General features: G+C 46.0%; 23 protein-coding genes and 1 pseudogene. 11 read left to right on the plus strand and 13 right to left on the minus strand.

Annotated elements, in window-relative coordinates; translation table 11 throughout:
• A partial coding sequence (locus BP97_RS0103065) for an IS3 family transposase (RefSeq protein ID WP_028547792.1) occupies window positions 1–234 on the plus strand: 234 nt, incomplete at its 5' end.
• A 488-nt stretch (window positions 235–722) separates the two neighbouring features.
• Here the strand turns inward: BP97_RS0103065 and BP97_RS0103070 are convergent.
• The 3 genes from BP97_RS0103070 to BP97_RS0103080 all read right to left on the minus strand — a co-directional run bounded on the left by BP97_RS0103070 (window position 723) and on the right by BP97_RS0103080 (window position 3,572).
• Window positions 723–1,595 carry a LysR family transcriptional regulator gene (locus BP97_RS0103070; protein WP_028547793.1) on the minus strand — a complete coding sequence of 291 codons (873 nt, stop codon included), beginning with the start codon at window positions 1,593–1,595 and terminating at the stop codon, window positions 723–725.
• Window positions 1,596–1,610: 15 nt separating this feature from the next.
• Window positions 1,611–2,819, minus strand: coding sequence for an MFS transporter (locus BP97_RS0103075; RefSeq protein ID WP_028547794.1), 1,209 nt, complete (start codon window positions 2,817–2,819; stop codon window positions 1,611–1,613).
• 90 nt (window positions 2,820–2,909) lie between these two features.
• Window positions 2,910–3,572, minus strand: coding sequence for a type 1 glutamine amidotransferase domain-containing protein (locus BP97_RS0103080; protein WP_028547795.1), 663 nt, complete (start codon window positions 3,570–3,572; stop codon window positions 2,910–2,912).
• A gap of 270 nt (window positions 3,573–3,842) precedes the next feature.
• On the opposite strand from BP97_RS0103080, the gene BP97_RS38620 reads away from it, so the two are divergent.
• On the plus strand, window positions 3,843–4,355 hold the full coding sequence (locus BP97_RS38620; RefSeq protein ID WP_051620327.1) for a hypothetical protein: 513 nt from the start codon (window positions 3,843–3,845) through the stop codon (window positions 4,353–4,355).
• 34 nt (window positions 4,356–4,389) lie between these two features.
• On the opposite strand, the gene BP97_RS35080 is transcribed toward BP97_RS38620, so the two are convergent.
• Window positions 4,390–5,277 (minus strand): AraC family transcriptional regulator, encoded by an 888-nt coding sequence (locus tag BP97_RS35080; protein WP_051620328.1) that lies wholly within the window; start codon window positions 5,275–5,277, stop codon window positions 4,390–4,392.
• Between the two features lie 89 nt (window positions 5,278–5,366).
• Here BP97_RS35080 and BP97_RS0103095 point away from each other — a divergent pair, with 89 nt between their 5' ends.
• Genes BP97_RS0103095 through BP97_RS0103105 form a run of 3 tightly spaced genes read left to right on the plus strand, consistent with a single transcriptional unit; the run spans window position 5,367 to window position 9,175 of the window.
• Window positions 5,367–6,497: a Gfo/Idh/MocA family protein gene (locus BP97_RS0103095; RefSeq protein ID WP_028547796.1), complete on the plus strand. Its 1,131-nt coding sequence runs from the start codon at window positions 5,367–5,369 to the stop codon at window positions 6,495–6,497.
• A gap of 10 nt (window positions 6,498–6,507) precedes the next feature.
• Window positions 6,508–7,815, plus strand: a complete 1,308-nt coding sequence (locus BP97_RS0103100) for an ABC transporter substrate-binding protein (RefSeq protein ID WP_028547797.1) — start codon at window positions 6,508–6,510, stop codon at window positions 7,813–7,815.
• Window positions 7,816–7,858: 43 nt separating this feature from the next.
• Window positions 7,859–9,175, plus strand: coding sequence for a glycoside hydrolase family 28 protein (locus tag BP97_RS0103105; protein ID WP_028547798.1), 1,317 nt, complete (start codon window positions 7,859–7,861; stop codon window positions 9,173–9,175).
• Window positions 9,176–9,490: 315 nt separating this feature from the next.
• Here the strand turns inward: BP97_RS0103105 and BP97_RS0103115 are convergent, their stop codons facing one another.
• From BP97_RS0103115 to BP97_RS0103120, 3 genes and pseudogenes are all read right to left on the minus strand, one after another.
• Complete coding sequence (locus BP97_RS0103115; RefSeq protein ID WP_028547799.1) at window positions 9,491–10,057, minus strand: SF0329 family protein; 567 nt, start codon at window positions 10,055–10,057, stop codon at window positions 9,491–9,493.
• A gap of 221 nt (window positions 10,058–10,278) precedes the next feature.
• Window positions 10,279–10,398 (minus strand): annotated as a pseudogene (locus BP97_RS41650) (phosphotransferase); the annotation flags it as partial.
• Window positions 10,399–10,432: 34 nt separating this feature from the next.
• Window positions 10,433–11,299, minus strand: coding sequence for a sigma-70 family RNA polymerase sigma factor (locus BP97_RS0103120; RefSeq protein WP_028547800.1), 867 nt, complete (start codon window positions 11,297–11,299; stop codon window positions 10,433–10,435).
• Between the two features lie 355 nt (window positions 11,300–11,654).
• On the opposite strand from BP97_RS0103120, the gene BP97_RS0103125 reads away from it, so the two are divergent.
• The gene (locus BP97_RS0103125) at window positions 11,655–12,296 is read left to right on the plus strand and encodes an NAD(P)H-dependent oxidoreductase (RefSeq protein ID WP_028547801.1); all 642 of its coding nucleotides are present in this window, start codon (window positions 11,655–11,657) and stop codon (window positions 12,294–12,296) included.
• 228 nt (window positions 12,297–12,524) lie between these two features.
• Here BP97_RS0103125 and BP97_RS35085 read toward each other — a convergent pair whose 3' ends face one another.
• Window positions 12,525–13,136 (minus strand): nucleoside-triphosphatase, encoded by a 612-nt coding sequence (locus tag BP97_RS35085; protein WP_051620329.1) that lies wholly within the window; start codon window positions 13,134–13,136, stop codon window positions 12,525–12,527.
• 296 nt (window positions 13,137–13,432) lie between these two features.
• Here BP97_RS35085 and catA point away from each other — a divergent pair, with 296 nt between their 5' ends.
• Window positions 13,433–14,083: a type A chloramphenicol O-acetyltransferase gene (gene catA, locus BP97_RS0103135; RefSeq protein WP_028547802.1), complete on the plus strand. Its 651-nt coding sequence runs from the start codon at window positions 13,433–13,435 to the stop codon at window positions 14,081–14,083.
• A 518-nt stretch (window positions 14,084–14,601) separates the two neighbouring features.
• Here catA and BP97_RS0103140 read toward each other — a convergent pair.
• The gene (locus tag BP97_RS0103140) at window positions 14,602–17,145 is read right to left on the minus strand and encodes an adenosylcobalamin-dependent ribonucleoside-diphosphate reductase (RefSeq protein WP_156043147.1); all 2,544 of its coding nucleotides are present in this window, start codon (window positions 17,143–17,145) and stop codon (window positions 14,602–14,604) included.
• Window positions 17,146–17,663: 518 nt separating this feature from the next.
• Here BP97_RS0103140 and dat point away from each other — a divergent pair.
• Window positions 17,664–18,497, plus strand: a complete 834-nt coding sequence (dat, locus tag BP97_RS0103145) for a D-amino-acid transaminase (protein WP_028547804.1) — start codon at window positions 17,664–17,666, stop codon at window positions 18,495–18,497.
• Between the two features lie 38 nt (window positions 18,498–18,535).
• On the opposite strand, the gene BP97_RS0103150 is transcribed toward dat, so the two are convergent.
• Both BP97_RS0103150 and BP97_RS0103155 read right to left on the minus strand, forming a co-directional pair.
• Window positions 18,536–19,378: a lipoate--protein ligase family protein gene (locus tag BP97_RS0103150; protein ID WP_028547805.1), complete on the minus strand. Its 843-nt coding sequence runs from the start codon at window positions 19,376–19,378 to the stop codon at window positions 18,536–18,538.
• 16 nt (window positions 19,379–19,394) lie between these two features.
• Window positions 19,395–20,483, minus strand: a complete 1,089-nt coding sequence (locus BP97_RS0103155) for a hypothetical protein (protein ID WP_028547806.1) — start codon at window positions 20,481–20,483, stop codon at window positions 19,395–19,397.
• Between the two features lie 155 nt (window positions 20,484–20,638).
• Between BP97_RS0103155 and BP97_RS0103160 the strand changes: the two genes are divergently transcribed.
• From BP97_RS0103160 to BP97_RS35090, 3 genes are all read left to right on the plus strand, one after another.
• Window positions 20,639–22,447, plus strand: a complete 1,809-nt coding sequence (locus tag BP97_RS0103160; protein WP_028547807.1) for a DEAD/DEAH box helicase — start codon at window positions 20,639–20,641, stop codon at window positions 22,445–22,447.
• On the plus strand, window positions 22,444–23,481 hold the full coding sequence (locus BP97_RS0103165) for a YqhG family protein (RefSeq protein WP_028547808.1): 1,038 nt from the start codon (window positions 22,444–22,446) through the stop codon (window positions 23,479–23,481). The genes BP97_RS0103160 and BP97_RS0103165 overlap by 4 nt, the downstream gene beginning before the upstream one ends.
• A gap of 149 nt (window positions 23,482–23,630) precedes the next feature.
• Window positions 23,631–24,542 (plus strand): hypothetical protein, encoded by a 912-nt coding sequence (locus tag BP97_RS35090; RefSeq protein WP_051620330.1) that lies wholly within the window; start codon window positions 23,631–23,633, stop codon window positions 24,540–24,542.
• A gap of 81 nt (window positions 24,543–24,623) precedes the next feature.
• On the opposite strand, the gene BP97_RS0103175 is transcribed toward BP97_RS35090, so the two are convergent.
• Both BP97_RS0103175 and BP97_RS0103180 read right to left on the minus strand, forming a co-directional pair.
• Complete coding sequence (locus BP97_RS0103175; RefSeq protein WP_028547809.1) at window positions 24,624–24,821, minus strand: YqzE family protein; 198 nt, start codon at window positions 24,819–24,821, stop codon at window positions 24,624–24,626.
• Window positions 24,822–24,967: 146 nt separating this feature from the next.
• Window positions 24,968–25,807, minus strand: a complete 840-nt coding sequence (locus BP97_RS0103180; RefSeq protein ID WP_028547810.1) for a helix-turn-helix transcriptional regulator — start codon at window positions 25,805–25,807, stop codon at window positions 24,968–24,970.
• Window positions 25,808–25,844 lie beyond the last annotated feature (37 nt).

Genomic DNA, 25,844 nt, shown 5'->3' on the forward strand with positions numbered 1-25,844 from the left:
GCATTCGGCGTTAAAGGCAGCCACTCTCGCAAAGCAACCTGCCTGGATAACGCATGCATCGAATCCTTCTTTTCGCATCTCAAAACAGAGAAGTTGTACCTCAAACAGTGTAATTCAGGAGCGGAAATTCAGCAAGCGGTGGAAGAATATATTTACGATTACAACTACCACCGTTTTCAAGCCAAATTAAAACAACGCGCACCGATTGAATATCGATGCGCGTTGGCAGCTTAGCTTTTTTCATCTGTCTACTTGACAGGGGTATGACCAGTGCAGTACCATCAAGGGCTTTTTTTCTATTTGGCGTGCTTAGAAAATCACGTATCTTCTAGTCATTGAAAATTCGGTCGCAGGAAGGACTGAGTTCTCCGAGTTAGGACTACTTACCTATGGTGAAATCCGTACATAAAAGCGTATCGAAAAAAGTACCTGTCGGAGACAGGGTGAAATGCCAGACCTAACATAAAGTGAATCCTACCACGTCATTAAAAAGCCTCGCCAGAGGGAACAGAGGAAGTTGATCCCCATATCGACGAACTAGGGAAGCTACAAATTAGTTGGGGCGGAAGCGAAGAATCCACCGGCTTAAGGAGAATCAACCATTATTAAACTAGTCCAAACTATTAGTGTGTTCCAAAAATATTTTTCAAGCTGATATCAGACTTTGAAGGCCTAGTTTGATAAGGGAATAGCCTTTTTTCCGGCTTGGAAGAAGTGCAAAATCAAACTGTCTTTTTCAGCGTTTCTATCAATGTCTTCATATGGGGGGAATTCTGGTTTTTCATCTGGTACGCCAAGTACAGGTTGTTATAAACGGTACAAGCCGGGTACATTATCTTTACCTTGTTCCTAAATAAATGGTCATCCAACATGAATGTAGGAAGCAAGCTGATTCCTGCGCCGTGCTCGATGGCCTTTAGCACGCTGTGCAAATCGGGCACGGCGTGTGTTGGATGCGTTTGTGGACGCTTATGGAAATGCTCCCGCCAAAAGCGGCGGATGATGGGTAAATCCAAGTCATAACTGATCCATGGCTGGGAGCATAACCACGCTTCATAAGACTCCTTGTCGTCAAAGACTGGTTCCGCGTAATCAGGAGGTGCCACTAACGCAAACTCCTCTTGCATGTACGGGATATATTCAATTCCAGGGGCAGTAAGCTTTTTCGACATGATGATGATGTCTACCTTTTCCTCAAGCAGCCATTCAAGCAGCTTGGAAGCGACTCCGAGATAGGCAATGACACGCATCTGGTAGCTGCCGATATGCGGAGCGATATGTTCCCGAAAAAACTCATGCGCAGACCCAATTCGAAGTATGGGTAAAGAAGTGAACGTGTTCGTCTTGAGGGTTTGCGAGGTTTCCTCCAACGCTTCGATAAGCGGAACCACCTGTGTGTATAGTGCTTTGCCTCTCTCCGTCGGAATCATTTTCCGGGGAGCTCGTGTAAACAAAGGTTCACCCACCTCTGCTTCCAGGGAAGCCAGATGCTGACTCATGGCTGGCTGGGTCATCATCCTTGTTCTTGCGGCTTCCGACACGGAGCTATGCTTGTAAATGCTTATAAAGCTTCGATACCATTCAAAGTCCACCATGTGCGCGATCCTCTCTTAACTGTAACGTTTCTGTTGCTTTCCACCCCATATCGTAAACAAAATTCCTATGACTGTCACGAGCGAGGCAACCCAAGGTACGGCAGGGAGCCCTTCAGCAAAGCCTGAATCAATGACGATACCCCCGATATACGCTCCAAGTGCATTACCCAGATTAAAAGCCGCAATGTTCAATGTCGAAGCCAGTGTAGGGGCTTCCTTCGCAGTGTTCAGCATGTGGAGCTGCAGACCAGGGACGGTGCCGAATGCTGCGACTCCCAATATGAAAACAGTGATCAAGGTAAGGATCTTATTTTGATCCGTGAAACTAAATATGGCCAGTATAATCGCCAGCGCGACAAGTGTCCCAATCAGAGAGGGGAACAGGCGGCGGTCGGCCAATTTGCCTCCATAAATATTCCCGATGGTAATCCCGACGCCGAACAGGACGAGGATGTATGAAACAGAGCTAGGTGAGAAGCCCGTGACATCTGTCAGGATTGGCGAAATGTAAGTAAAAGCTGTAAATACGCCACCAAACCCGAATACGGTCATCAGCAATGCGACATGAACCGCCGGACGTTTGAGCACTCCGAGCTCTTTTCGCAGATTGGAGGTTGCACTGGCGACCTTCGGAACGAGTAAGACAATCCCGACCAGTGCAACGATCCCAATGATCGTGATTGCCCAGAAAGTAGAGCGCCAGCCGTATGCTTGTCCCAGAAACGTTCCCAACGGTACACCCAATATATTAGCCAGTGTCAGTCCGGTAAACATGATAGCGATGGCACCTGCGCGTTTTTCCTGGGGAACCAGCTCAGCAGCAATGACCGAGCCAACTCCGAAGAACGATCCGTGGGTAAGTGCAGCCAAGATGCGAGCCAGCATCAAAACCGTATAATTCGGTGCGAGAGCGGCAAGCGCATTTCCCGCGATAAATAAAATCATGAGGAATAATAAAAGTGCTTTGCGCGGCATTCGGTGGGTAGCGATCGTGATAAAGGGGGCACCGATGGCAACTCCCAACGCATAGCCCGTAATAAGGAAACCGGCCATGGGAATAGAGACATTCAGACTGGTTGCCACTTCAGAGAGCAGCCCCATAATGATGAATTCGGTCATCCCGATAGCAAATGCCCCAAGTGTAAGCGCGTATAAGGCGAGATTTGATCCTTTGCGATCGGCCTGTACTTGTTCAGAATGAAAGGCCCTATTTTCTGTTATCATGGTATTCAATAGCCCTCCTTTTGTATAAAGAAAATAATAATTGAATATGGAAGGATGCTGATAGACTTCATCTATCAGCATCGAGTAATTTTAATTACCTAATTTGTTCAATACTGCTTTTGTGACAGCGAGCGTAGATTGAGGATTTTGTCCGGTAATCAGGTTGCCGTCGACTTCTACATGTGTGTTCCAGTTTGGCGCCGCTACAAAAATGGCACCCAGATCACGGATTTTGCTCTCCAAGAGGAATGGTAGGTTAGAGCCCAAGCCTGTCGCTGCTTCTTCTCTGTCAGTGAAAGCATTCACGCGCTTGCCTGCGATTAGCGGCTGTCCATTGGACAAAGTCGCGCCAACGAGACCGGCAGGACCATGGCAAACAGCGGCGACGGTTTTTCCAGCTTCGTAAAATTCACGAAGCAATTGCTGGAGCTTTTGGTTTTCTGGCAGATCGAACATTGTGCCATGACCGCCAGGAAGGAAAATCACCTGAAATCCTTCCGCCGTTACATCATCCAGCTTTTTGGTGTTTTCCAGATGCTTGGCAGCGTCCGAGATTTCTTGCGGTGTTTGGTCATCCACGCCGCTTGGGTCGATCGGGGCAGTTCCTCCCTTTGGGCTTGCTACTGTGACTTCATAGCCGTTTTCTTGGAAAGCCAAATAAGCCTCCGCGAACTCCGATAGCCAGATTCCTGTCTTCTTGTCTTCCTGCATATCTGAATGACTGGTGACAACCATTAAGATTTGTTTTCCCATTTATATTGCCTCCTATTCTTTTGAACTTTGGTTACAGGTGTTATTCTACGACCGTAGTATCGATAAAACAAATTATGTTTTATGTGTATATATATAAATAAATTTATATCGTGGATGCGGAATAAAAGAAGTGGCGTTAGGAGACAATGCGAAACTAGCTGTCAAGGAGCTTTGGATACCAACTAACTGAAGTTTCAGCAGCTACAGCTGACGCATTGTATCGGAAAACGAAGGATCTAGTCTCACAGTGGCAGAATGAAGAGTGGCATTGTGTTCGACATGCAAAGGACATTGGGAGAACTTACTTCAGAAAGAAAGCTGTTTCATTCAGAAGCGGACTTTCAGCACGCCTTGGCCATGAAAATAGACCAATTATACCCTACTGCGGCTATCCGGTTCGAAATTCCATTGGAAATAGAACATTCACGGATTCACCTGGACATTCGAGTTGCATTAGAGGATCAGATTATCGCTATAGAGTTGAAGTACGGTACTACAAAGCTTGCGTTGATAGATAATAAAGAAAAATATGACCTTCGGGATCAGAGTGCTGACGATAATACGAGGTATGGTTTTTGCAATGATATAGAACGAGTAGAAAAGATGATTGACCTTAAGCATTGTACTGAAGGCTATGCAGTTATCCTAACCAACTATTCGGCGTTTTGGAAGACTTGGAAACCTAATTTAAGCAGAAAGGTAAACGATGAGGATTTTCGTATCCACGAAGGAAGAAGATTGCATGGCGAACTCAAGTGGGGTCCTAACACAAAGCCACTTTAACAGCTGGGTTTTTCTTTTTTTTCCTACCGTTTAGCTAATCGACAAGCTCCGGCTCATGTACCTGCAGCCGCTTTTTGCGAAACTCGGACGGCGTGCATCCGTTGTACCGTTTGAAAATGCGTATGAATTGGGTGACGTTCTGAAAACCAGATTGAACGCCAATGTCCGCAATGCTAAGCGACTTGGTCAGCATCAAACGCTCGGATGCTTTAATCCGCCTCACGTGCAAATAATCGACGAAGGTCATGCCGATATGCTTCTGGAAATATTTGATAAAGTAATGGTACTCCAAATGGACAAGAGGGAGCACATCCTGAATGCGAATCGGCTCGGAGTAATGGGCCTCCACATAATCCAGCACCGGCTTCAGTCGTTGCCAATCCGGCGGCGACATAGGCGCGGAGGAGACCGTGTGGCGTACGATCAGGGCAAGCAGCTGCTTGAACGCTCCGCTGACCGCCAGCTCATACCCCATTCCCATTTCGCTGGCTTCCTCGTAAATGCCGAGCAGTAGACGATACATCGTCTCCTTCACCACCGTATTGCCGCACAAAATCTTGTTTAAACGATCGAGCGGCTCCGATAGCTCCAATAAGACAGGCGCAAATTCCTTCGTGTACGAATCCATCTGCGCCAGCATGTCGAATTGTAGAACTATTTGCTTGACATGCGAATTTCGTTTGGTACGATGCAACCGTGACGAACCGAGCAACAGCAAATCCGGACCTTTTAGCTCATACACTTGATCGACTGTTTCAACCAGCATCGAGCCCTCCAATAAGAGTAAAATTTCCACCTCTTTATGATAATGCCAAGTGTTCCATGGAGCTGACGGAAAAGTCGGAAACTCCAGGTCCCATATTTTGTAGCGCAGCAGCGGATGGTGGTAATTTACTTGTTCATTCCGAGCTCTTCCTTCCACAGTCAGTCTCCCTCCATGTCCTTAGAGACAGTTTTGTACGATTATAAGACAGTTCTGTATCTGGAGCTTCGGCTGGGGTGGGGCTTACAATGAAGAAGTACGAAAGCGCTATCATTATAGGCTTTCATTGGCATGACCTACTTAAAGGGGGAAGAGTTGTGATTAAAATAGGTTTAATGGGATGCGGGGTCGTAGCCTCCTACGGACATATTCCTGTCATTACGGCATCGAACGAATTTGAACTGACAGCGATTTATGAACCCGATCCCGCCCGAACGGAATCGTTGCAGTTGAAATACAACATCCCGGTTTTTACGGATGCGGAGGCTTTTTTTCGGGCTGATTTTGAAGCAGTTGTTATAACTTCTCCAGCCCCATGCCATTACGATAATGTTATGCGTGCGGCCCGTTACGGCAAACATGTTTTGTGCGAAAAGCCGCTGGCTACGAATGAGCGTGAAGCCGCCGAAATGATCAATGTCATGAAACAAAACGGCCTGCTGTTATTTACCGCGTTCGACTACCGTTTCAGCCCGGCTGCCCAAACGATCAAAAGAATTGTAAAAGACGGCCTTATCGGCGAAGTCCGCTCCATGAGATTGAGCTACATATGGAACCTTCACGGCAAGTATACCAACTCGGAGGAGCCGCTCCAGCTGAATATGAGACGGTCCAACCGAATGCTGGAGGGGGGGCCGATGGTGGATTGCGGCGTACATCAGATCGACCTGGCCAGATGGTGGCTCGATTCCGAAGTGACAAGCTATCGTTCGGAAGGCGCTTGGGTCGATGAATATGAAGCCTCGGATCATATGTATCTCCATATGAAGCATGCAAATGGAGCCCATACCATGGTGGAAATCAGCTACTCCTATTGCTTTACAGCCAAAGAGCCTGTATCCCATTTTACCTATCATCTAATCGGTACGGAAGGCATCGTGTATTACAATCGAGAAGCAAAAATATTTGAAATGAGAAATTCTACAGGCACTACCCCGTTTCCTTTTGCCAAGGAAAAAAATTTCCCCGGCATGTACGAAGCTTTTGCCAAAGCTCTAGAAAGCGGTTCGCCGAAAGATGTCCCTACCGGTACAGACGGACTGATCGCAACCTGGATTGCGCGGACGGCAACGGAGGATTTGATCGGAAGGCGCGGCATGCCTGAAAGAAGCCTTACCGCTATCAATGACCCTATGCTCCAAAACCAAAACCAATCGTAGGAGGATCTCTATGAACAAAAGAAAAGTGCTGGTGCCCTTCCTAAGCTTGTTAATGATCCTCTCCGGCTGTTCGGGAAAAGAGACGAACTCTTCGCAGCAGGAGTCTCCCAAATCGAAGGACATACCGGCATCCGTCACGAAAGACCCGGTAACGATTAAGATGTATCATAAGGGGGGGACAATCTCCGACGAAGAATTTAAAAATTATTTCGTTGAGCCGGTCTCCAAAAAATATCCGAACATTACTCTCGAATTGGTTCGAGACAGCGCGAAAGGAAACAGCCCGGAAGAGCTGCTGACCAGCGGCAATTTTCCCGATCTTATTTATACCAGCAATCCCAGCATTCCAATCTATCAGGACCTGGACATTATTGAGGATTTGAATCCACTGATCAAAAAGAACGGATTTGATTTGAGCAGGTTCCAGGATACGGGTTTGGAAATGATGAAAGGATATGACTCCAAAATTTTGGTCGGATTGCCCTTAACGATGAATATGGCGGCGATGATTTACAATAAAGACATTTTTGATAAATTCGGCATCCCTTACCCGAAAGATATGATGTCCTGGGATGACGCGATCGCGATCGCCAAAAAAATGACGGTCGTTGACAACGGAACAAGTTATATCGGGATCGACCCGTGGAGGGTGGAATCCGTCGGAAGCCAAATGACGCTCCCGATTGTCGATCCGAAGACGAATAAGGCAACAATTAATATCGAAGGCTGGGGCCATGTGCTGAATCTATTCAAGCAAGTGACGGATATGCCCGGATACGTGAACAACGGTAAGTTCGACTACGATTTCTTTAAAGATAATTTGGCGATGGCTCCGATGTGGGCTACGGATTTGGTAGGCAAACTAACGGATCCGACCATCGCCAAGCTGAAAAACTGGGAGCTCGTTTCCATTCCGTATGTGAATGGCTATGAAGGAAAAGGAAGGAACGTGGATACCCACATGCTGATGATAGCCAAAGTGAGCAAACATAAGGACGAAGCGTTCGCCGTCATGAAGGAAGTACTTTCCGACGAAGTGCAGATGGCGATGGCCAAAGCAGGAAGAATCAGCCCGCTTAAGGATGAATCGTTCAAGAAAAATTACTTGCAATCCAACGCATCCTTCAGTGGCAAAAACTTAGAGGCCTTATTCAAACTGACGCCGACTCAGCTTCCAGCGCATTCCAAATATGAGAATCAGGTACGAATCATCATAAGAGGGGCTAAACAAAAGCTGGCGGTAGACCGCAAGGATATCAATACGATATTAAGAGAGCTTCAGGAAGAGGCCGACAAGTGGATCGAATCGCATCCATAAAATAAAACGCGGTGAACCAGTGTGTCGAAGGGAGCAACAAACGATGATATTCGATGTTGTACAGTTCGGAGCCAAAGGGAACGGCACCGAGCTCTCGCATGAAAACATACAAAAAGCGATGGACGCGTGCGCTGAAGCGGGCGGCGGAATGGTCTATGTTCCGGCAGGCACTTACTTATGCGGCACGCTTCACCTAAGGTCCAATGTAAACCTGCATCTGGAGCAAGGGGCAGTCATTCTCGGAGCGGATGATGAAGAGCTCTATCCTGAAATTTGCAAAACGCCCTACGGCAATCTGCCCGGGCAAATTCAGGCGCTGCTTTGGGCTGACAATGTTTCGAACGTGACGATTACGGGTCAAGGCATCATTGACGGAGGGGGTAACTCGCCGCTAGCCCCGAAGGATGCGGTTCACGTTCGGTTCCGGCCGGCGCTGGTCTTTTACCGCAATTGCGAAAAAGTCAAATTTTTGGACGTTACGCTGCAGTATTCCTGCTTTTGGACGCTTCATTTGCTGCGCTGCAGCGATGTTCTCATCCACGGAGTAACCATCTTGGCACATCAGGATCGGACCAATACGGACGGGATTGACCCGGACGGCTGCCGCAATGTCATTATCAGCGACTGTCATATTAAGACCGGGGATGACTGCATCGTAATCAAGAGCACTGAGGGTGACACATGCGAGAATACGACGATTACGAATTGTATCCTAAGCTCAAGACACGCAGCCTTAAAGCTAGGTACCGAGGCCATCGGAGCGATTCGCAATATAACGTTCAACAACTGCATTATCGACCATACCAATGTAGCGCTAGCTCTCTACATGAAGGACGGAAGCGCCTATGAAAATATTATTTTCAGCAACATGGTCGTCGAAGCCTATAATGAATTCCCGATCATCATAGACGTGACACCACGTTACTACAAAGAGCCCACGATCGGAAAAATCCGCAGTATCACATTTGATAATATTATCGTAACCGGAAAAGGCAGGCTGTATATCGAAGGTACCAAGGATGTGCCGGTATCCGATATATCACTTCGCAACATGACTTGGAACATTACCGGTAAGTGTAAGGCAGACAATATCAAGAAGCCGGACGGGGCACGCCGGATCGAAATGGACCCGAACCGGGCCAATTATGCTGTAAATCCGTATCAATTGATCGCCGTACATGTAGACGGACTTCTCGTCAGCAATTGGAAGGTGTTTAACCGAAGCGGCGAAATTTTGTGTGACCGCGGGCAGTTTTATTTGCAATCGGTTGATCACCTTACCCTGGAAAACATCCGGCATCCGAAAATCGCGTCCGGACTCGAACCGGTGAAGCTGATTGACTGTATTATGCAAGAATAGGCTTCATATCGCAGCCCTCTCATTCAGACCTTGGCAATGGAAAGGCCGTATTCTTTTTCCAACAATTGACCGAAGACGGCAAACCACCCGCAAATCAAATGTGGGTGGTTTGCTTATCGGCCATCTCGGGCATATTCAGCGAGTTAGCTGGGTCAACATAATCCATTTTAATGGCATCCGTTTGGTGTTCCATTGTCATAACAGTCACCTCAATTCAAGCAAAGCGTATTGTATTTTAATTCAATAAAGCATGATATCTGTATAATGAGTAAAATAAAAAGCAGCCCCTGGTAAAGGTGAATGAGTAATTTATTTTCAAAACGTACTAAGCCGTAGTTCATAAAAATACTGCACAATTGGATGCTTTAACTTCATCTTCTCGGTCATATTTAAAATTCGCTTTTTTCCAACTCGTCTGTCCACCAAAGCTAGAATATTCAATAAGATATCATTGCTCTCTATGCTTTCCTCTATAGAAATGGATAAAAACTTATTAGCTATAACGATAAAATCTGATTTGCTTAATGATGACTGTGCCGACAAAAGCTCCTTTGCATATTCTGATTTTTTTCTACTTCTTGCAATTACTACTAGACGATCCTCCGGAACGATCCCCTTGGTATCTTTTCTGACTACTTCAATTTCTTCATCGTTGATAGGAATTTGGATATCTGAATCATTCTTAATTTCCAGCTCCGTCTGATACCATCTGATTAAGCTTGTATCACTCATATTAAATACGTTCTTTTTATCTACTGCAATATAACAATGCCCTGCTTTATCGGGTAAATAACGGTAGCTCGTTGCACGGTATTCGACCCTTCCATTTAACGCAGGACAGAGAAAACTCTCCAGATTTTGTTTCAATTTGCTCCAGGTCATGTACTACTCCTTGTTCTATATTAATAACTACCTAATGAGGCAGTTGTCCCATTACTCATAATACTATAACCAGCACCCCATTCTCTATGTTCCAATGAAAATAACTCCACCGCTGAGGGGAAAGCTCAACATAATGCTTGCTATCAACGTGGTTACCCTTCAACACTTTGTCCTATTCTGGTGTCGTAAATAAATTCAACTTCTTTCATTTTAACTACTAACTATTCGATATCCCAAAATCGCGGTCCACAATTCATCGAATTCAGGTCAAAAATGACCATCTCCCCATTCGTATTAAATCCAATATTGCCTTTATGAAAATCATCATGGATGAGACCAAAATTAAGGCTTTTAGGTTAATGCTTTAAGCAATGATCAGTCGCCAAACACCGACAAGTCGATCTGGCGTATGCGTATAGGGTCGGAAATCAAGTCTACCTCGGCGATCTTTCCGCTCCTTATTGTAAATTTGAGCACATAGAGCAATCTTCCACGAGGAGCCGCAATGACTCCTACTGATCCGTCCACAATGGCTGATTGCGCAGCCTGTGCACGTCCCGAAACTTGTTCGGCCAGTGCTCTCGCGCCTCGTGTTACCCTTGAGACTCCTGTCTGACGATCGTCTCGCAGCACAACGTCAGGATCGAGCGCCGCCACCAGCGTATCGAAATCGCCGGCGTATGCCGCTGCAAGGAAAGCGTCGACAAGTTCGCGTTGACGAGCAAGATCGGCTTCTGGCATTGCCCCCGCCCCGTGCACACGTTGGCGTGCCCGGCTAGCAAGTTGTCTGGCTGCGATCTCGGACCTTCCTACAATGGGGGCAATTTCGGTGAAAGGCATAGCGAATATGTCATGTAAAATGAACGTGATGCGTTCTGAAGGATTCAGTTTGCTGAGCACGACTAGCAGCGCAAGACCGACAGAATCAGCCAATATGGCTTCTTGTTCGGGGTCACTTCTATCCTCAAGACTAGCAACCGTTTCGGATAAATACGTTTCGATCGATTCCTCTCTTCTTGATTTTCGTGACCGCAACATATCGAGGCACACTCGCGAGACAACAGTGGTTAGCCATCCCCCCAGGTTCTCGATAACGCTCGTATCCGTACGGCTAAGACGTAGCCAAGACTCCTGTACAGCGTCCTCCGCTTCACTCAATGATCCAAGCATTCGATAAGCCACCGCCTGCAGGTGATTCCGATGCGCTTCGAATTTCCTCACCAACCAATCATGTTCGCTCATCATTCAACTTCCTTCTTAAAATAAAATTAGTCTCTATAAGTAATGACGAACGAAATCCAGTCAATGTGACAAGATGCTAAAGATTCGTTATTTCCCCGCTTCTCTTGCATACCAGTCACATACCCGAGATTCGATCCGTCAATGTAGTGAAGGGGGAATATTGGGCTTCGATCAAAAAATGAAGGAGTGTTTCACTATGTAATCAAACGTTCAGAAAAAACAGACGCCCCTGAGCCGGACGCTATTCCATGCCTATCTTCAGGCTAGGCCGGCTGGGGCAATAATATTCGGCGCTTTCTCCCTTCCAAACTTTTTTGCTATTCAACAAAAAAAATTGAAAGTAGGTAAGTTAATTATGGCAACAGTATTATATATAACAGCAAATCCGAACGATCATGAAAAATCTTATAGCCTGGCAGTAGGTAAAGAATTTATACAGGTTTACCGCTCCGCAAATCCGTATGATGAAATTATTCATCTGGATCTGTATAAAATGGATATTCCGCAGCTTGATGCCGATGTTTTTAGTGGTTGGGGCAAGCTCGGTGCAGGCACTGTTTTTGAACAATTGACCAATGCAGAGAAAGCGAAAGTAAGTCGTCTCAGTGAACTGGTGGATCAATTTGCTGCTGCAGATAAATATGTATTTGTAACACCGATATGGAATTTTTCATATCCGCCCGTTATGAAAGCATACATCGACTCCGTTTGCGTTGCAGGCAAAACTTTCCGATATCTTCCAGATATAGGTCCGGTAGGCTTATTAGGTGATAAAAAAGCCGTTCACATTCAAGCTAGCGGAAGCGTTTTGTCTTCAGGTTCACCTTATGCAAACTCTGAAATGGGTCATCGCCACCTGGGTGCCATTATGAAGTTCTTAGGGATACTTAGCTTTGAAGGAATTTTTGTTGAAGGTATTGCCGCGACTCCTGACCAAGCACCAGCGATTAAAGAAAATGCGGTTCTACGTGCGCACGAAGTTGCCCAGAGCTTCTAACGACTCTACAATTCTATAAAAATAGCCGCAGCCGGAACATGATTCCCATGTACCGGCTGCATCGGTTCTGTATAAGCAGACCGCCCCGGGCAGTCTGCTCAATTAAACTATCGTACCCGATAGTTTAATTTCATTGCTGATTAATCTATAGTTGAAAAGTTACGGTACAAAAGTAAAATAGTTATTATTTGCTAAAAAAGAACTCCAATATTACAATTAAGTGCCAGTCTATCTTGTTTTAATACGGTCAAACTTATGATTATGCCTATAATCTCTGAAAAGAATCCTATAAAACCAGGAAGAATAATGGTGCTCACAAAAGAGAAAGTAGCTAAAATTTATTCGTTCTGTTATCACCTCACGATTCTCTTCACTCAGATGATAAGGTATTATCCCAGATAGTTCCTTTATTTTATCAATGCTCGGATGGCTGTCCACACAAATTGTCCCTAAAATAATATGTTTAGAACTTGAAATTACTTCATGGATCATTGTTTCAAATGGAGCGGATAACATTTGCATGAAGCCGATCTCATCAATAACTGTAATCTTCTTTGTATTTAACGATAAGTTCACTGCCTTTAAAGCAATATTTTCAAAAGCATCTATATCAATCCCGTATCTCCCTACTCGAACTGAACTTTCACTATCAACACTTGCAATGCATACAGTCTCGCCTTTAAGTGTGATGCAATTAAATCCAGTACGATTTGTGGAATTGCGTATTTCTTCAGTGTAAAAACCACCAAAATATTCAGGACCAATTTGTTGAATAATTCGCTTTATCGCTTTTGATTTTCCTACTCGAGGTTTCCCGGTTAACAAGAAACATGTTTCCACCCTCATCACTCTCCCTGTATCTAAATAAAAAAAGCATTCGTTAAATGGCTAAATTATCCTGCCAGTTAGTTGAGAAAAGGTAACCGACACTAAGCCAGCTATTTTTACAGAGTACTAAATTGAGCTATCATACCCATTCGTTGAATACACGAAAATTGGATGAAGTGGGTTGTTTTTGAAATAGTTATTTATGATACAATAATATTGACTCTTTAAAAAGGATTGGATCTAATGAAGAAAGCAGACAAGTCAGCCTCCTAAATTCACTTTAGACAAAAATTTAGGAGGCATATCAAATGAACTTTAATAAAATTGATTTTGACAATTGGAAGAGAAAAGAGATATTTAATCATTATTTGAACCAACATACGACTTTTAGCATAACCACAGAAATTGATATTAGTGTTTTATATCGAATCATAAAACAAAAAGAATATAAATTTTATCCTGCATTTATTTTCTTAATGACAAGTGTGATAAACTCAAATACAGCTTTTAGAACTGGTTACAATAGTGAGGGAGATTTAGGTTATTGGGATAAGCTAGTCCCACTTTATACGATTTTTGATAGTGTATCTGAATCATTCTCTGGTATTTGGACTACTGGAAAGAATGATTTCAAAGAGTTTTATGGTTTTTATCTTTCTGATGTAGAAAACTATAATGGTTCGGGGAAATTGTTTCCCAAAACACCTATACCAGAAAATACTTTTTCTATTTCTATTATCCCATGGACTTCATTTACTGGATTTAACTTAAATATCAATAATAACAGTAATTATCTTCTGCCTATTATTACAGCAGGAAAATTCATTAATAAAGGTAATTCAATATACTTACCGTTATCTTTACAAGTCCATCACTCTGTTTGTGATGGTTATCATGCAGGATTGTTTATGAACTCTGTTCAGGAATTGGCAGATAGGCCTATTGGTTGGATTTTATAAATTTTATAATAATAGACAAAACCGACTGTACTTTTTACAGTCGGTTTTCTAATGTCACTAAACTGCCTGTTCGTATAATGAAGTCACCAGATCTTTCTGGTCGACCTCTATTTTGTACGGTCGTAAGATAGCGGTTAGCCGGGGATCGAACGTTTCTGCCTGTGGGATTTGGATCTCGAGAGCTATTCAGTTCATCCCCCCACTTGTTTAACCATGGTTAGGCTACTCGGGACATGAATCCCCTATACCTTAAAGACGATAGCCGTTTTTATAATAACTTTATTATTTTTAGTTCTTAAAACGACAAGTTATAATCAATTTTTAAATTCTTTTTTTAAAGCTGAACGATAACTGTGCCATAACACTATCATTTCAATTATATTTACTCAGAATATAAAGAAAGCCCGTTCCATCAAGGAACGAGCCTACGACATTTATGTTCAAACCAGCGATATTTTTAATTACAACTCACAAAATTGTGTCGCGAAAAGAAAGAGAGGTCTCCCCTCTCTTTTCTCTTAACTACATCTGCTATAACCGCAGTTGCTGCAGTTTTTGCAGCCTTCACTGTTGATCAGCGAGGCGCTGCCGCAAGATGGGCACAAGTCGAGCGAAGTAGCCGACTGGCGGTTCACTGCGTACTGAGCCGTCGTCTCCATGACGACTTCTTGTGTAGCCGTGACGTAAGCATCCGCTTCGTCGGAGAAATCACCGTGCATCTCCAACGCTTTGGCAACGGCATCCGCAATCGATTCGACTCGGTTAGCGCCAAATCCAATTGCACCGGAGCCTCCAATTCCTTTGAGGTGCTTCGTCAGAAGCTGTACTTTATTTCCGTGGTCACCATAACGCAGGAACAAGGAAATAACTCGACCTAACGCTTCGGACATTGCGAACACATCGGAGCCTGCTTTGCCTACGTTCAAGAAAATCTCACTCGGTGTACCATTCATATCATTGATCGTAATATAAGCCATTCCGAACGGTGTGTTGAATTTATAAGTAGCGCCACGTAATATTTGCGGACGGCGTTTGTATTCTTTGTCGAGTACTGGGCTCGGCTTCACATCGGATGAAACGGCCATCGATTGAAGCACACTGCTCACGGCTGTAATTTCTTCACTGATCTTAGCCGTTTCCGGCTGAGCTTCCGCTTTTAATGTCTCGGCGGCAGCGGGAGAAGCGGATTTATCTTCTTTCTTCTCCGTGGAAAGCACCTGCACATCGCGGCTGCCGTCGCGATAGATCGTAACCCCTTTGCAGCCAAGGTCGAAGGCAAGTTCATACAAACGTTTCGTCTCGTCAACCGTGAAATCGGAAGGACAATTTGCCGTCTTCGAGATGGAGCTGTCTACCCATTTCTGAATGGCCGCTTGAGCCCGAATATGATCCTCGGCCGACAAGTCCATTGCTGTCACAAAGTGCTCCGGAAGCTCTTCATTAGGATGTGCATCCTTCCATTCCTGTGCAATCGGAACATACTGCTTATCGAAGCCTAGTCGGCTTTGACGGTAGTACTCAAATGCGAAGTAAGGCTCGATACCTGTCGAGGTTCCTACCATCGTTCCGGTGCTGCCTGTCGGCGCTTGGGTAATAACAGTGACGTTGCGCATGCCATTCTTCTGAATGGCTGCTCCAACCTCAGGATATACGCTAGTCATGTTCTTCATGAATCCGCTTTGCAAGAACGGCTCCGCTTCGAATTTTTGGAAGCTGCCCTTTTCAGCTGCAATATCAGCAGATGCCAAATAAGCTTCTTTCGCCATAAATCCGTACAGCTGGTCAAGGAATACTAGCGATTCCGGGCTTCCATAACGGATCTCCAGCTTGATCATCAGCTCCGCCAGACCCATGGTACCTAACCCTACTCGGCGCTCACCTTGTTGATTAACCCGGTTTTCTTCGAAATGATAAGGTGTTTTGTCAATAACATTATCAAGAAAACGTGTAGAATAGCGAACGACTTTACCGAGTTCATCCCAAGCCACATCGTGCTTTTCCTCATCGTAAAAACGAGACAAATTAACGGCAGACAGATTACACACGCCCCAAGCCGGCAACCCTTGCTCCCCGCAAGGGTTAGTGCAAATGATTGGATTGAAGTACCAGCTGTTGGACATCTGGTTGTAATATTCCATAAAGACGACGCCGGGCTCCGCCGATTTCCAAGCCGACTCAATGATTGTATGCCACACCTCACGCGCCTTCACCGTGCGGTACACGTTCACTTGCTTGCCAAGCTTCTTCCACTTGTCCAGATCTCCGTCCCACAGCTCATCGTACTCCGAGTCTGTCGTATCCGGATATACAAGCTCCCAGTCCAGGTCTTCCTTGACGGCCTTCATAAACCCGTTGCTTACGCAAACGGATAAGTTGGCATTCGTGATTTGTCCCATGCTTTGCTTAACTGTAATAAAATCGACAACGTCCGGATGCCAGTCGTTCATCATCAGCATTAATGCGCCGCGACGACTTCCTCCCTGTTCGATCAAACCGGTCGTATAGCTGAACAATCCTCCCCAAGATACAGCACCGCTTGAAGAGCCGTTCACTCCTTTAACAACCGCTCTACGCGGACGCAAAGAAGACAGATTAATGCCGACGCCTCCACCACGCGCCATAATTTCCGTCATCTCGGAGAGCGTGCTCATTATACCGCCACGACTATCATGCGGGGACGGGATAACATAACAGTTAAACAGTGTCAGCTCATCGCTCGCATCAGCCCCTGCAGCAATCCGCCCACCTGGAACAAGCTTCCAATCATCCAATATATATCTGAATTTTTGAGTCCATTCTTCCTTTTTCTCGGGTGTTGCTTCTACTGATGCCATGGCTCCAGCTAACCGGTCCCAAAGCTGCTCAGGTGTTTTTTCCAATGTTAAAGTAAGCTTCTCTACTGCAGATTCAACAATGTCTCCACTGCGGAGCTTGACGCGTACCTGTTTTCCATCCCTCGATACTACCTCGCCGACTTCCTTGGCAGGGAATTTGGGATCATCCTTCGTTAATACCAATACGGTATCCCCAACTTTTGTATGGCTCGTGTCTGCGTTTTTCATCGCATAACGGTCAAGAAATATTTTTTCACTTAATCCATCGAGTTTATTGCCGTTTACCGTGTTCAATACAACAACCTCCCGAAATTAAACTACAACAAGTATCACAACATCTGGTATGCGATTTCCATTATACAATACAATATATAGTGTTTCTAATAGGTGAGTAGCGGAATTTGGTAATTAGGACAAGACGGTATGCCGAATGCTCTTATTTGCTCCAGAAATCGCTTTATTTCGTTAACAGCAGCTTCACTTTTTTCGACAAAAAACAGTACTTTCAAGCAGGCGAAATAGTGTAATTAGAGACTTGAGACCTATTGGCATCAGTCTCGAAAACGTAACCCTATCCTCGGACAAACCATCGGTTTTTTGACATCCATCCTTTTCATTGTTAACCTAGTTGAGTAGCTAGTGAACCATCTGCCGGACATCCGCTGTCTAAAGATATTATATCATAATCAAAACAAAAATAACAAACATATGTTCTTGTTTTTGTCCAACAAAAGGAGGCCACTTACATGTATTTATATCAGAATGAATTTGTTCCTAAGGATCAGGTTCATATTTCACCCGACGATCGTGGCTACTACTTCGGAGACGGTGTGTATGAGGTCTTTCGCGTCTACAACGGCACCTTGTTCGAAGCCGAAGGACACTATGATAGACTGGAGAAAAGTGCGCGCGAAGTTCGGATTCCACTCCCCTATTCCATCGAGCATTTGGATGAACAGCTGCGGAAATTAATTAGACTTAATGAGCTGACGGAAGGTACGGTTTACATGCAGATAACCCGTGGCGCCGCACTCCGTTCACATCCTTTTCCCAACCAAGCAGAGCCGGTTCTTATGGCATACTGCACCGAGATGGCAAGACCTTTGCAGAATATGAAGCAAGGCATAACCGCTATTACTGTGGACGATATCCGTTGGCTTCGCTGTGATTTGAAGACATTGAACCTGCTGCCGAACGTTATGGCCAAACAGCATGCACTGGACCAAGGAGCTCATGAGGTCATTCTCCACCGTAACGGAACGGTTACCGAATGCAGTGCTTCCAATATCATGATAGTTATAAACGGTGAATTGCACACCCATCCCGCCAACCATCTCATCCTGCATGGTATTACACGTGCTGTGGTGTTGAGTCTGGCACGAAATCTTAACATCCCTGTAAGGGAAGAAGCCTTCACTCTTGACGATCTACGAAGAGCGGATGAAGTCTTCATCACCGGAACAACTACAGAGATCACGCCAATCATCTCCATTAACAAGGAGGCCGTAGGGCAAGGCACACGAGGAATGGTAACTGAGAAGCTGCAAGCAGCATTTGAAGAGCATCTCCTTCAGCCCTAGTCATAGCTTCCTTCTTCATCAAAAAAACCTTCGGAGAATTATCTCCGAAGGTTCCATGTATCATTAGCGTATTTATCCGCAATCAGCTGTTCCACAAGCGTCTGCTCATACTCGGTCAGTCCACTTTCCTCGAACTCCACGTTCAAGCCTTCCGCCATTCCCTCCCGGAATGCGTGTTCCACTTCGGACAATACCACAGTCGACCTGCCCAATTGACGGCAAATATCATTGATCGCCACTGCTTTTTGCGAAAATTGCTGTTTGAGTCTCTCTTGTATCCGTTCATTCTTGAACTTCAACACTCGAAACAATTGATCCGTATCCATATCGAGGAGAATGGACCCATGCTGCAGTACAACCTGCTTCTGCCTGGTTTGCGCACTCCCCGCAATTTTACGTCCTTCCACTACAAGCTCATACCATGATGGGGAATCAAAGCAGGCCGAAGAACCCATTGATGCATATTTGCTTTTATCTTCTTCGCTGGCAAGCTGTACCATTTGCGCGTCCAACCCTAACTTTTGAAATCCTAACAATAGCCCTTCGCTAAGGACTCGGTAAGCTTCCGTCACTCCGCTTGGAATACCGGGATAGCTCTCAGAGACAATGATGCTGTAAGTCAATTCCTTGTCATGCAGCACGGCACGCCCCCCCGTAGGTCTGCGAACAAAGCCGAGTTGTTCTTCACGGAGCTGTTCAAAATCAACTTCCTCGGATTTTTGAAAATAACCTATCGATAAAGTCGGAGGGTTCCATCCATAAAAACGGACTGTAGGGACCGACTTCCCTTCACTATGTGCTATAAGAATCGCTTCATCAACCGCCATATTATAGGAGGGATCATGCAATCCCGATGAAATAAACCGCCAAGTTGGCTTCATGCTGTCTTCCCGCCTTTCATCTTTTACCGCATATTTCTTTGCCTGCTGTTATTTCTTCAATTTTAAATTCACGCAGCGGCTTGTCCGAAGCATCGATCCCAACTAAAGCAATGGTACCGTCCTCGGAAAGAACAGCAAATTGATCTCCGAGCGGCGTGATGTCCACCGGACGGTGATCCCAAGCCAACTGCATTTGCTTGTGGCTTTTTAAATCAAGCAGTGCCAAGGGCTTCTCAATGTCCAACGCGTTGTTCGTCACATCGTAACGATCAATGAGCATTTTACCTTGTAACGCAGACATTGTATAGGAATAGGGTCTTGTATTGGAAACAAAATTGCTTGTTAATTCGTATGGCACCTGCTGGGGATCAAACTTGAATATTTTATTGGACCATTCCGTCTTGTTCCGCTGTGAAATCATCATATACACATCACCGTTGGAGTCAATGCTGACTTGATCGAGAGGATATCGTCTAGCTTCCTGAATCAATTTGCCCCAATCCCCGCTTTGCAAATCGGCTTTATACACATTAGAGCTTGTCTCCGCATTGTTGGAGGTTACGAAGAATACATCCTTGCCTACGCCTTTTACATCCTCCACGCCACCGGGTACGAGCCATTCCTTTACCCATTTATGATCCTTCAGCTGGTAAATACCTACCTTCGTCATGTCGACGCCTTTTTGTGCCGTTTTTTCTGCTGATGAGACGAACATCAGGTCGCCGTATACGTAACTAAATTTAGGAGACAGCTGAGGAGTTGCATACTGTGCAAACTTATCCGATTGCTTGTCCCTTATATAAAAGCCCTTGAATGCTTTAGTATCCTCTGGGTTGTACACCGTAACAACCGTATGCTCCGAGGTGTAATTCACGCTGCTGATTGGCTGGGACGTTTGCAATATCAGCTTACTGTGCTGTGTTTTGCTGTTCACGGTAAACACCTGAGTGTCATCGGTGACCAACAAATCTCCAAGCTCATCGATAGCTAGAGTAGCCTCGGCATCAATTGCCGTCAGCTTCGGTTTTGCATCCTTACTCACGTAATGGAATATACCCAGGCTCATCAGGATTAGCGCAACAAGCGCCGTAAGCCATACCTTCAATACCCATCTTCCTTTCACACCATGTATTTAATCATCATATAGCATTCATGCGGGTTATGAAAGTAGTTCTTTTCGTCCATACTAATATTTAACGTTTTACCTTACGTTTGCCAGCTTTCCTTTCCTTAGGAGGGCGCAAAAAGGAGTGGCATGCCATGCAACCAACAGAGAAACAAGAACACGTGCGGCCTTTTAACGAACATGTGCAGCTGCATTTTGACAGGGAATGGTTCGAGCAATTAAACGATAAAGCGCTGCGTAACGGTCCATGGGACGATTGGACATTGTATCAGCTTGCCTATGAAGCGGAGCAGGCCAGCTTGATTTCCAGCTTTGATCAGCTCCAATCACTGGTCCATATTCAACATGTGACTCCAATGCCTCATCAAATTGACACGGCTAAAAGAGTTTTGACCGAAATGCGCGGAAGAGCAATATTGGCCGACGAGGTAGGTCTAGGCAAAACCATTGAAGCCGGACTTATTTTAAAAGAATATATGATTCGGGGTTTGGTCAAAAAAGTGCTGATCCTCGTCCCCGCCTCCCTTGTGCTGCAATGGGTACGGGAGCTGAATCAGAAATTCGGCATCTCCGCCGTAGCCCAAAAAAAAGAATACATGTGGGCTCAGTACGATATTATCGTCGCTTCCATGGACACCGCCAAGCGCGATCCTCACCGGGACATTGTCCTCGGAATGGAGTATGACATGCTGATCGTCGATGAAGCCCATAAGCTCAAGAACAAAAAGACAACTAACTATCAGTTCATCAACGAACTTCGCAAAAAATACTGCCTGCTCCTAACTGCAACGCCGGTTCAGAATGACTTGAGCGAACTATACAATCTCATCACCCTGCTCAAACCAGGCCAACTCGGGGGCCAGGGCAGCTTTCAAGCTAATTTTGTGGTCGACAAGCGTATTCCGAAAAACGAAGAGCAGCTGCAGCAGGAGCTGTCCAAAGTTATGATCCGCAATCGTCGGAGTGATGGCAACGTAAATTTCACAAAGCGGATCGTACGCAACATTCCTCTTACCCTTTCACCAGAGGAGCAAGCGCTTTATGACGGAGTGACCAATTTCGTGAAAGGCCGATATGAAGAGGCAGGCGGAGATCTTAGCAGTATTTTATCGCTAGTCACCTTGCAGCGTGAAGTATGCAGCAGCCGCGACGCCGTATTTATCACACTGGTCAACATGTTTAAGAAGACCGCAGAGGACTCCCCCGTCCGCCCACGGATATGGCAGCTGGTTGAGCTTATTCGAAGCATCAAAGCCAACACAAAAGCCGAGAAGGTAATGGAGCTTGTACAGGAGATCAATGATAAGGTCATCATTTTCACGGAATATCGAGCTTCTCAGGAATATTTGATTCAGTATTTGAAGGAGCATAAAATTTCAGCCGTCCCTTATCGCGGTGGGATGAACCGGGGTAAAAAGGATTGGATGATGGATTTATTCCGTAATCGCGCACAGGTGCTAGTTGCAACAGAAGCCGGTGGCGAAGGGATTAACCTTCAGTTTTGTCATAACATGATCAACTTCGATCTGCCTTGGAATCCGATGAGGGTAGAGCAGCGCATCGGTCGCGTTCACCGTCTCGGGCAGCAGGACGACGTGAAAATATACAATTTATCCACCAACGGAACGATAGAAGAATACATTCTGTCCCTGCTGCATGAAAAAATCAACATGTTCGAGCTGGTCATCGGAGAACTGGATACGATACTGGAGCGCTTTGAGCAATCCAATTCATTAGAGAAGCATTTGGCTCAAATGATCCTCTCTTCATCCGGTGAGGAGGATATCCGACGTCGGATGGATGATCTTGGACGCTCTTTCTCTTCCATTCGTTCCGAAGTAGAAAGAGACAGCAGAACGCACGAAGAAGCTCGATTAACTTCCATGCTGGATGCAGTTGGCCAATCGATACCAATCTCAGGGGAAACAGAGGTGTCTCCATGAAGACGGATCAAATACAGAGCTTTGTCATGAGATATCTCGAAGCTGAGAAATGCGACATATTGGAGAAGCATCCGGCATATGTCACCGTTAAGCTTTCTCCCTCGGCCGATAGAGAGCTCACTTATCGGCCCTACTACTGGACCTTAGTGGAACGCACTGGGGCGACTCCCGAAACCATGACCTGTACCTTTGTCTTCGATCCCGAAGCGCACAAGGCATCCTTGACATCGGCAAATTCCACTGCGACTTCACCCGTATCTAGTGACCTGCAAGCAGCCGGTTCAACCGCAGCGCAGACTACGGCCAATCCCACAGGGACGACGGCTCCAGCAGCTCCCGGAGCTCCTGCACAGCAAGACAGTATACTAGGGCGGTACTTCGGGTTTGTACCGACCCAAATGACAGCCCGCGTTCCCAAGGACGAGGTGACCTTCGGCAGCAGACGGCTGGAGCAAATTTTCCAGGCTGTTCGCAATAAAGGCCGATTCGTTCATCTATACGAGCATTATAAGCCTGAGCACCAGCCGAGATCTTCTCCTATGTCCACTACTGCGTATGAGACCTGGTTGCAGGTTAACTTTAAAGTAGAGTTTGCCTGTGATATGAAGCGAAGTGAAATTCACTCCCTAGGGTTTCATATGGTTACCGGTGAAATTTGCGAGAATTTTCAGGAGCGGCTGCTTAACAAACGGTTATCGCCAAGGATTCCCGCCCAGGTCTATATGATACCCGACAAGTTTACGTTGCCTCGGGCAGTTATTTACCTGGAGCAGTATTTGGAGACTATTCTTAGAAACTATGATCACTCTTGGGCGGCGGAAGCCAAGCTTCGTCTTGAGGATGAGCTTCAACGCATACGTTCCTATTACGAGCCATTAATTCTTCATGCCGAATTAGAAAAAAAGCATGAAATCGATACACAATATTCGAAACGCCGGCAAGAAATCGATTGGCAGTTCCGCCCGCGCATCCAAATATCCGTCATCAATTGCGGACTGTTTCATCTTCACACGGGAAATCCGGCTATGAACTGACGAAATCTGCTAAAAATAGAAGCTAACTTTTTTTTGCTGCGCTACAGGTTCTAACAAACTTTTCAAGGCATATTTTATACAATAAGGGCATAGCAATTCCTTCAAGCGACAACATCCGTGCCCGATACCCAAGACAAGCAGGTGAATGGATGAAAAGATCGATTGTATGGCTTTCCTGCCTTTTTCTATGGACAAGCCTGCTGGTTGCACGGCCACTTAGTTCGGCCGCCGTTCCTGACAACCCGCCGATTCCGGCACAAGCACTTGCACCCGCTTCGACAGATCTTACAGTCACTACACCGACCTTCATGGATGCAGTGAACCAATGGATGAAGCGGATCAGTAGTGAACAAGGGTTTGAAGCCTGGAAGCAAGCCTCTTGGACAAGCTATCCGCTGGGTCCAGGCACTCACGGTTGGATCGTTTTGCTCAAAGCAGGCGGAGCCGAAGTAGGCTACATGGTCATTTATGCCGAGGATCCCAAGGATCCGAACAAGTATCGCCTTGCCGAGTATGGCAGAGGCAGCACCCCCCTCTTCAGCTTAAACACTCTGTACCACTCGCTGGTGCAGCTTGAACTCATTCATTCGTCTTACACGGCTGAACGGTGGTATTCCGGCCCTCTCTATGCGGTCTGGAAAGTCACCTCCGGTACGGAGCAGTATTACATCGATGCAAAGAGCGGAGAAGTGCTCCCTCTGAGCTCCGCTGCACAGCTTGAAGCTGTCCATGCGGAAGAAGAATACTCGTCATCCGTGCTTCCCAAGCATTCTATTACTTCCAGCCTTCAGCTTGGCACATTCGACCCCTATGACCGTCTACCATGGGTCAAGGGCACTCCGGTTTCCTTGGAAACGTTCGAGAAGCTTGCAACCGCTCTCAACGATCAGAGCAGGCTAACTTACGTGGCAGAGCTATATCATGGTTCCGTCACTGTACCGCTTGCCGTTACCGGATACCAGCTATGGTCGAATGAGGAAGCTTTCCTGCTATTAGAGCAGGACGGTATAAGGGCCATCCCCTATTCCGCTGCTTTCAAGCAAGGCAAACTATTCCCTTAGGTTTTTCTCCTCCTCTCCCTATATAGAAAAGCTTCCCATCTCTTAAGCACGAATCATTTCGCGGCTAAGGAGAGAAGCTTTTCATTTTTTTTTGCGCCAATGCAGTCCCCCCATCCACATTCGGATGGCCAGCGGCAGCATACCGAACCAGCGATATTGCCAATGCTCCCGCACCTCTCTTTGACTTGCTCTAGTCTGTTTGCGTACTTCCCTTGGTGTTTCCATATATCTCACAAATTGCTCGGTAACGTATTTAACGAGCTCATCTCCTTTCGCAATAAGCTCCCCACCTCCCAACATTCTATGTTATCATTGTTGCCAACTTCCACCATGTCCAATCGTTCATGTTCACCTGTCTTAAGAAATCCATCAGCATTGAACCTATTGCACAGCCGACTTCACAATAATGCTGTGAGACAATCCCTTCATCCTAGCGTCTCATGCTTCGAACAAAGACCCGCAAGTATTGACGCCGTTTCCGGCAAACAAGTGTATAAGATGACCTTCTGATCAACCTCACCAGGAACTTGGAGAGTGACATGTTCAAACTCAAGAATGCCCAGCTCTTCATGCTCCATCCGTTTGTGCCCATCAAGTACGCTCTTTACATCGTGGAGGGACCACCATAAATTGAACTCCTCGCTCAGCAGTTTAAGTTCCTCTATTAATTCTCCGAACCATGGATCGCCGGGATAACGAGCGCTATCTGCACGAAATTGGGCTGTAAGGCTTTGTGCCAGCAGCGACCAATTACGATGCTTGCGCAATGCCGGATTCGTAAAGCTCCTCCATATGAAGTTCTTAGAATGTGGGGGATGAATCCTCGAAAAAGAAAAAACAAGCTCCGCTGCCTGATTCCATGTCAGTAAATCCCAGCGTCTGCCCAATACATAGGCAGGATGGGGATTAAGAGCCTGCACTGCCAGTTCAAGAGAAGGGCTCACCTGCTCTTCGGGTCCTTTCTGCTGGTGAACCATCGCATGAGGCTGGGCCAACAAAAAAAGATGTCGACGTTCAGCAGAAGTCAATCGGAGAGCCTGTGACAGACTTTCCAGCACTTGCTCAGAAGGATTCACATCTCTCCCCTGCTCCAGTGACACATACCAGGATGTGCCGATATTGGCCAACTGGGCAATTTCCTCACGCCTGAGTCCAGGCGTACGACGACGGCTCCCTGTTGGAAGCTGCACATCGGATGGGGAAAGACGAGCCCTGCGCGTCCGCAAAAAATCAGCTAAAGCCTGCCGGCGTTCGGCATCATTCATTTCATTGCCTCCTTATCCTGACACTCTCCATCCTACG

This window comes from Paenibacillus sp. UNC451MF (assembly GCF_000686845.1).
In the GTDB taxonomy this organism is placed as follows: Bacteria; Bacillota; Bacilli; order Paenibacillales; family NBRC-103111; genus Paenibacillus_S.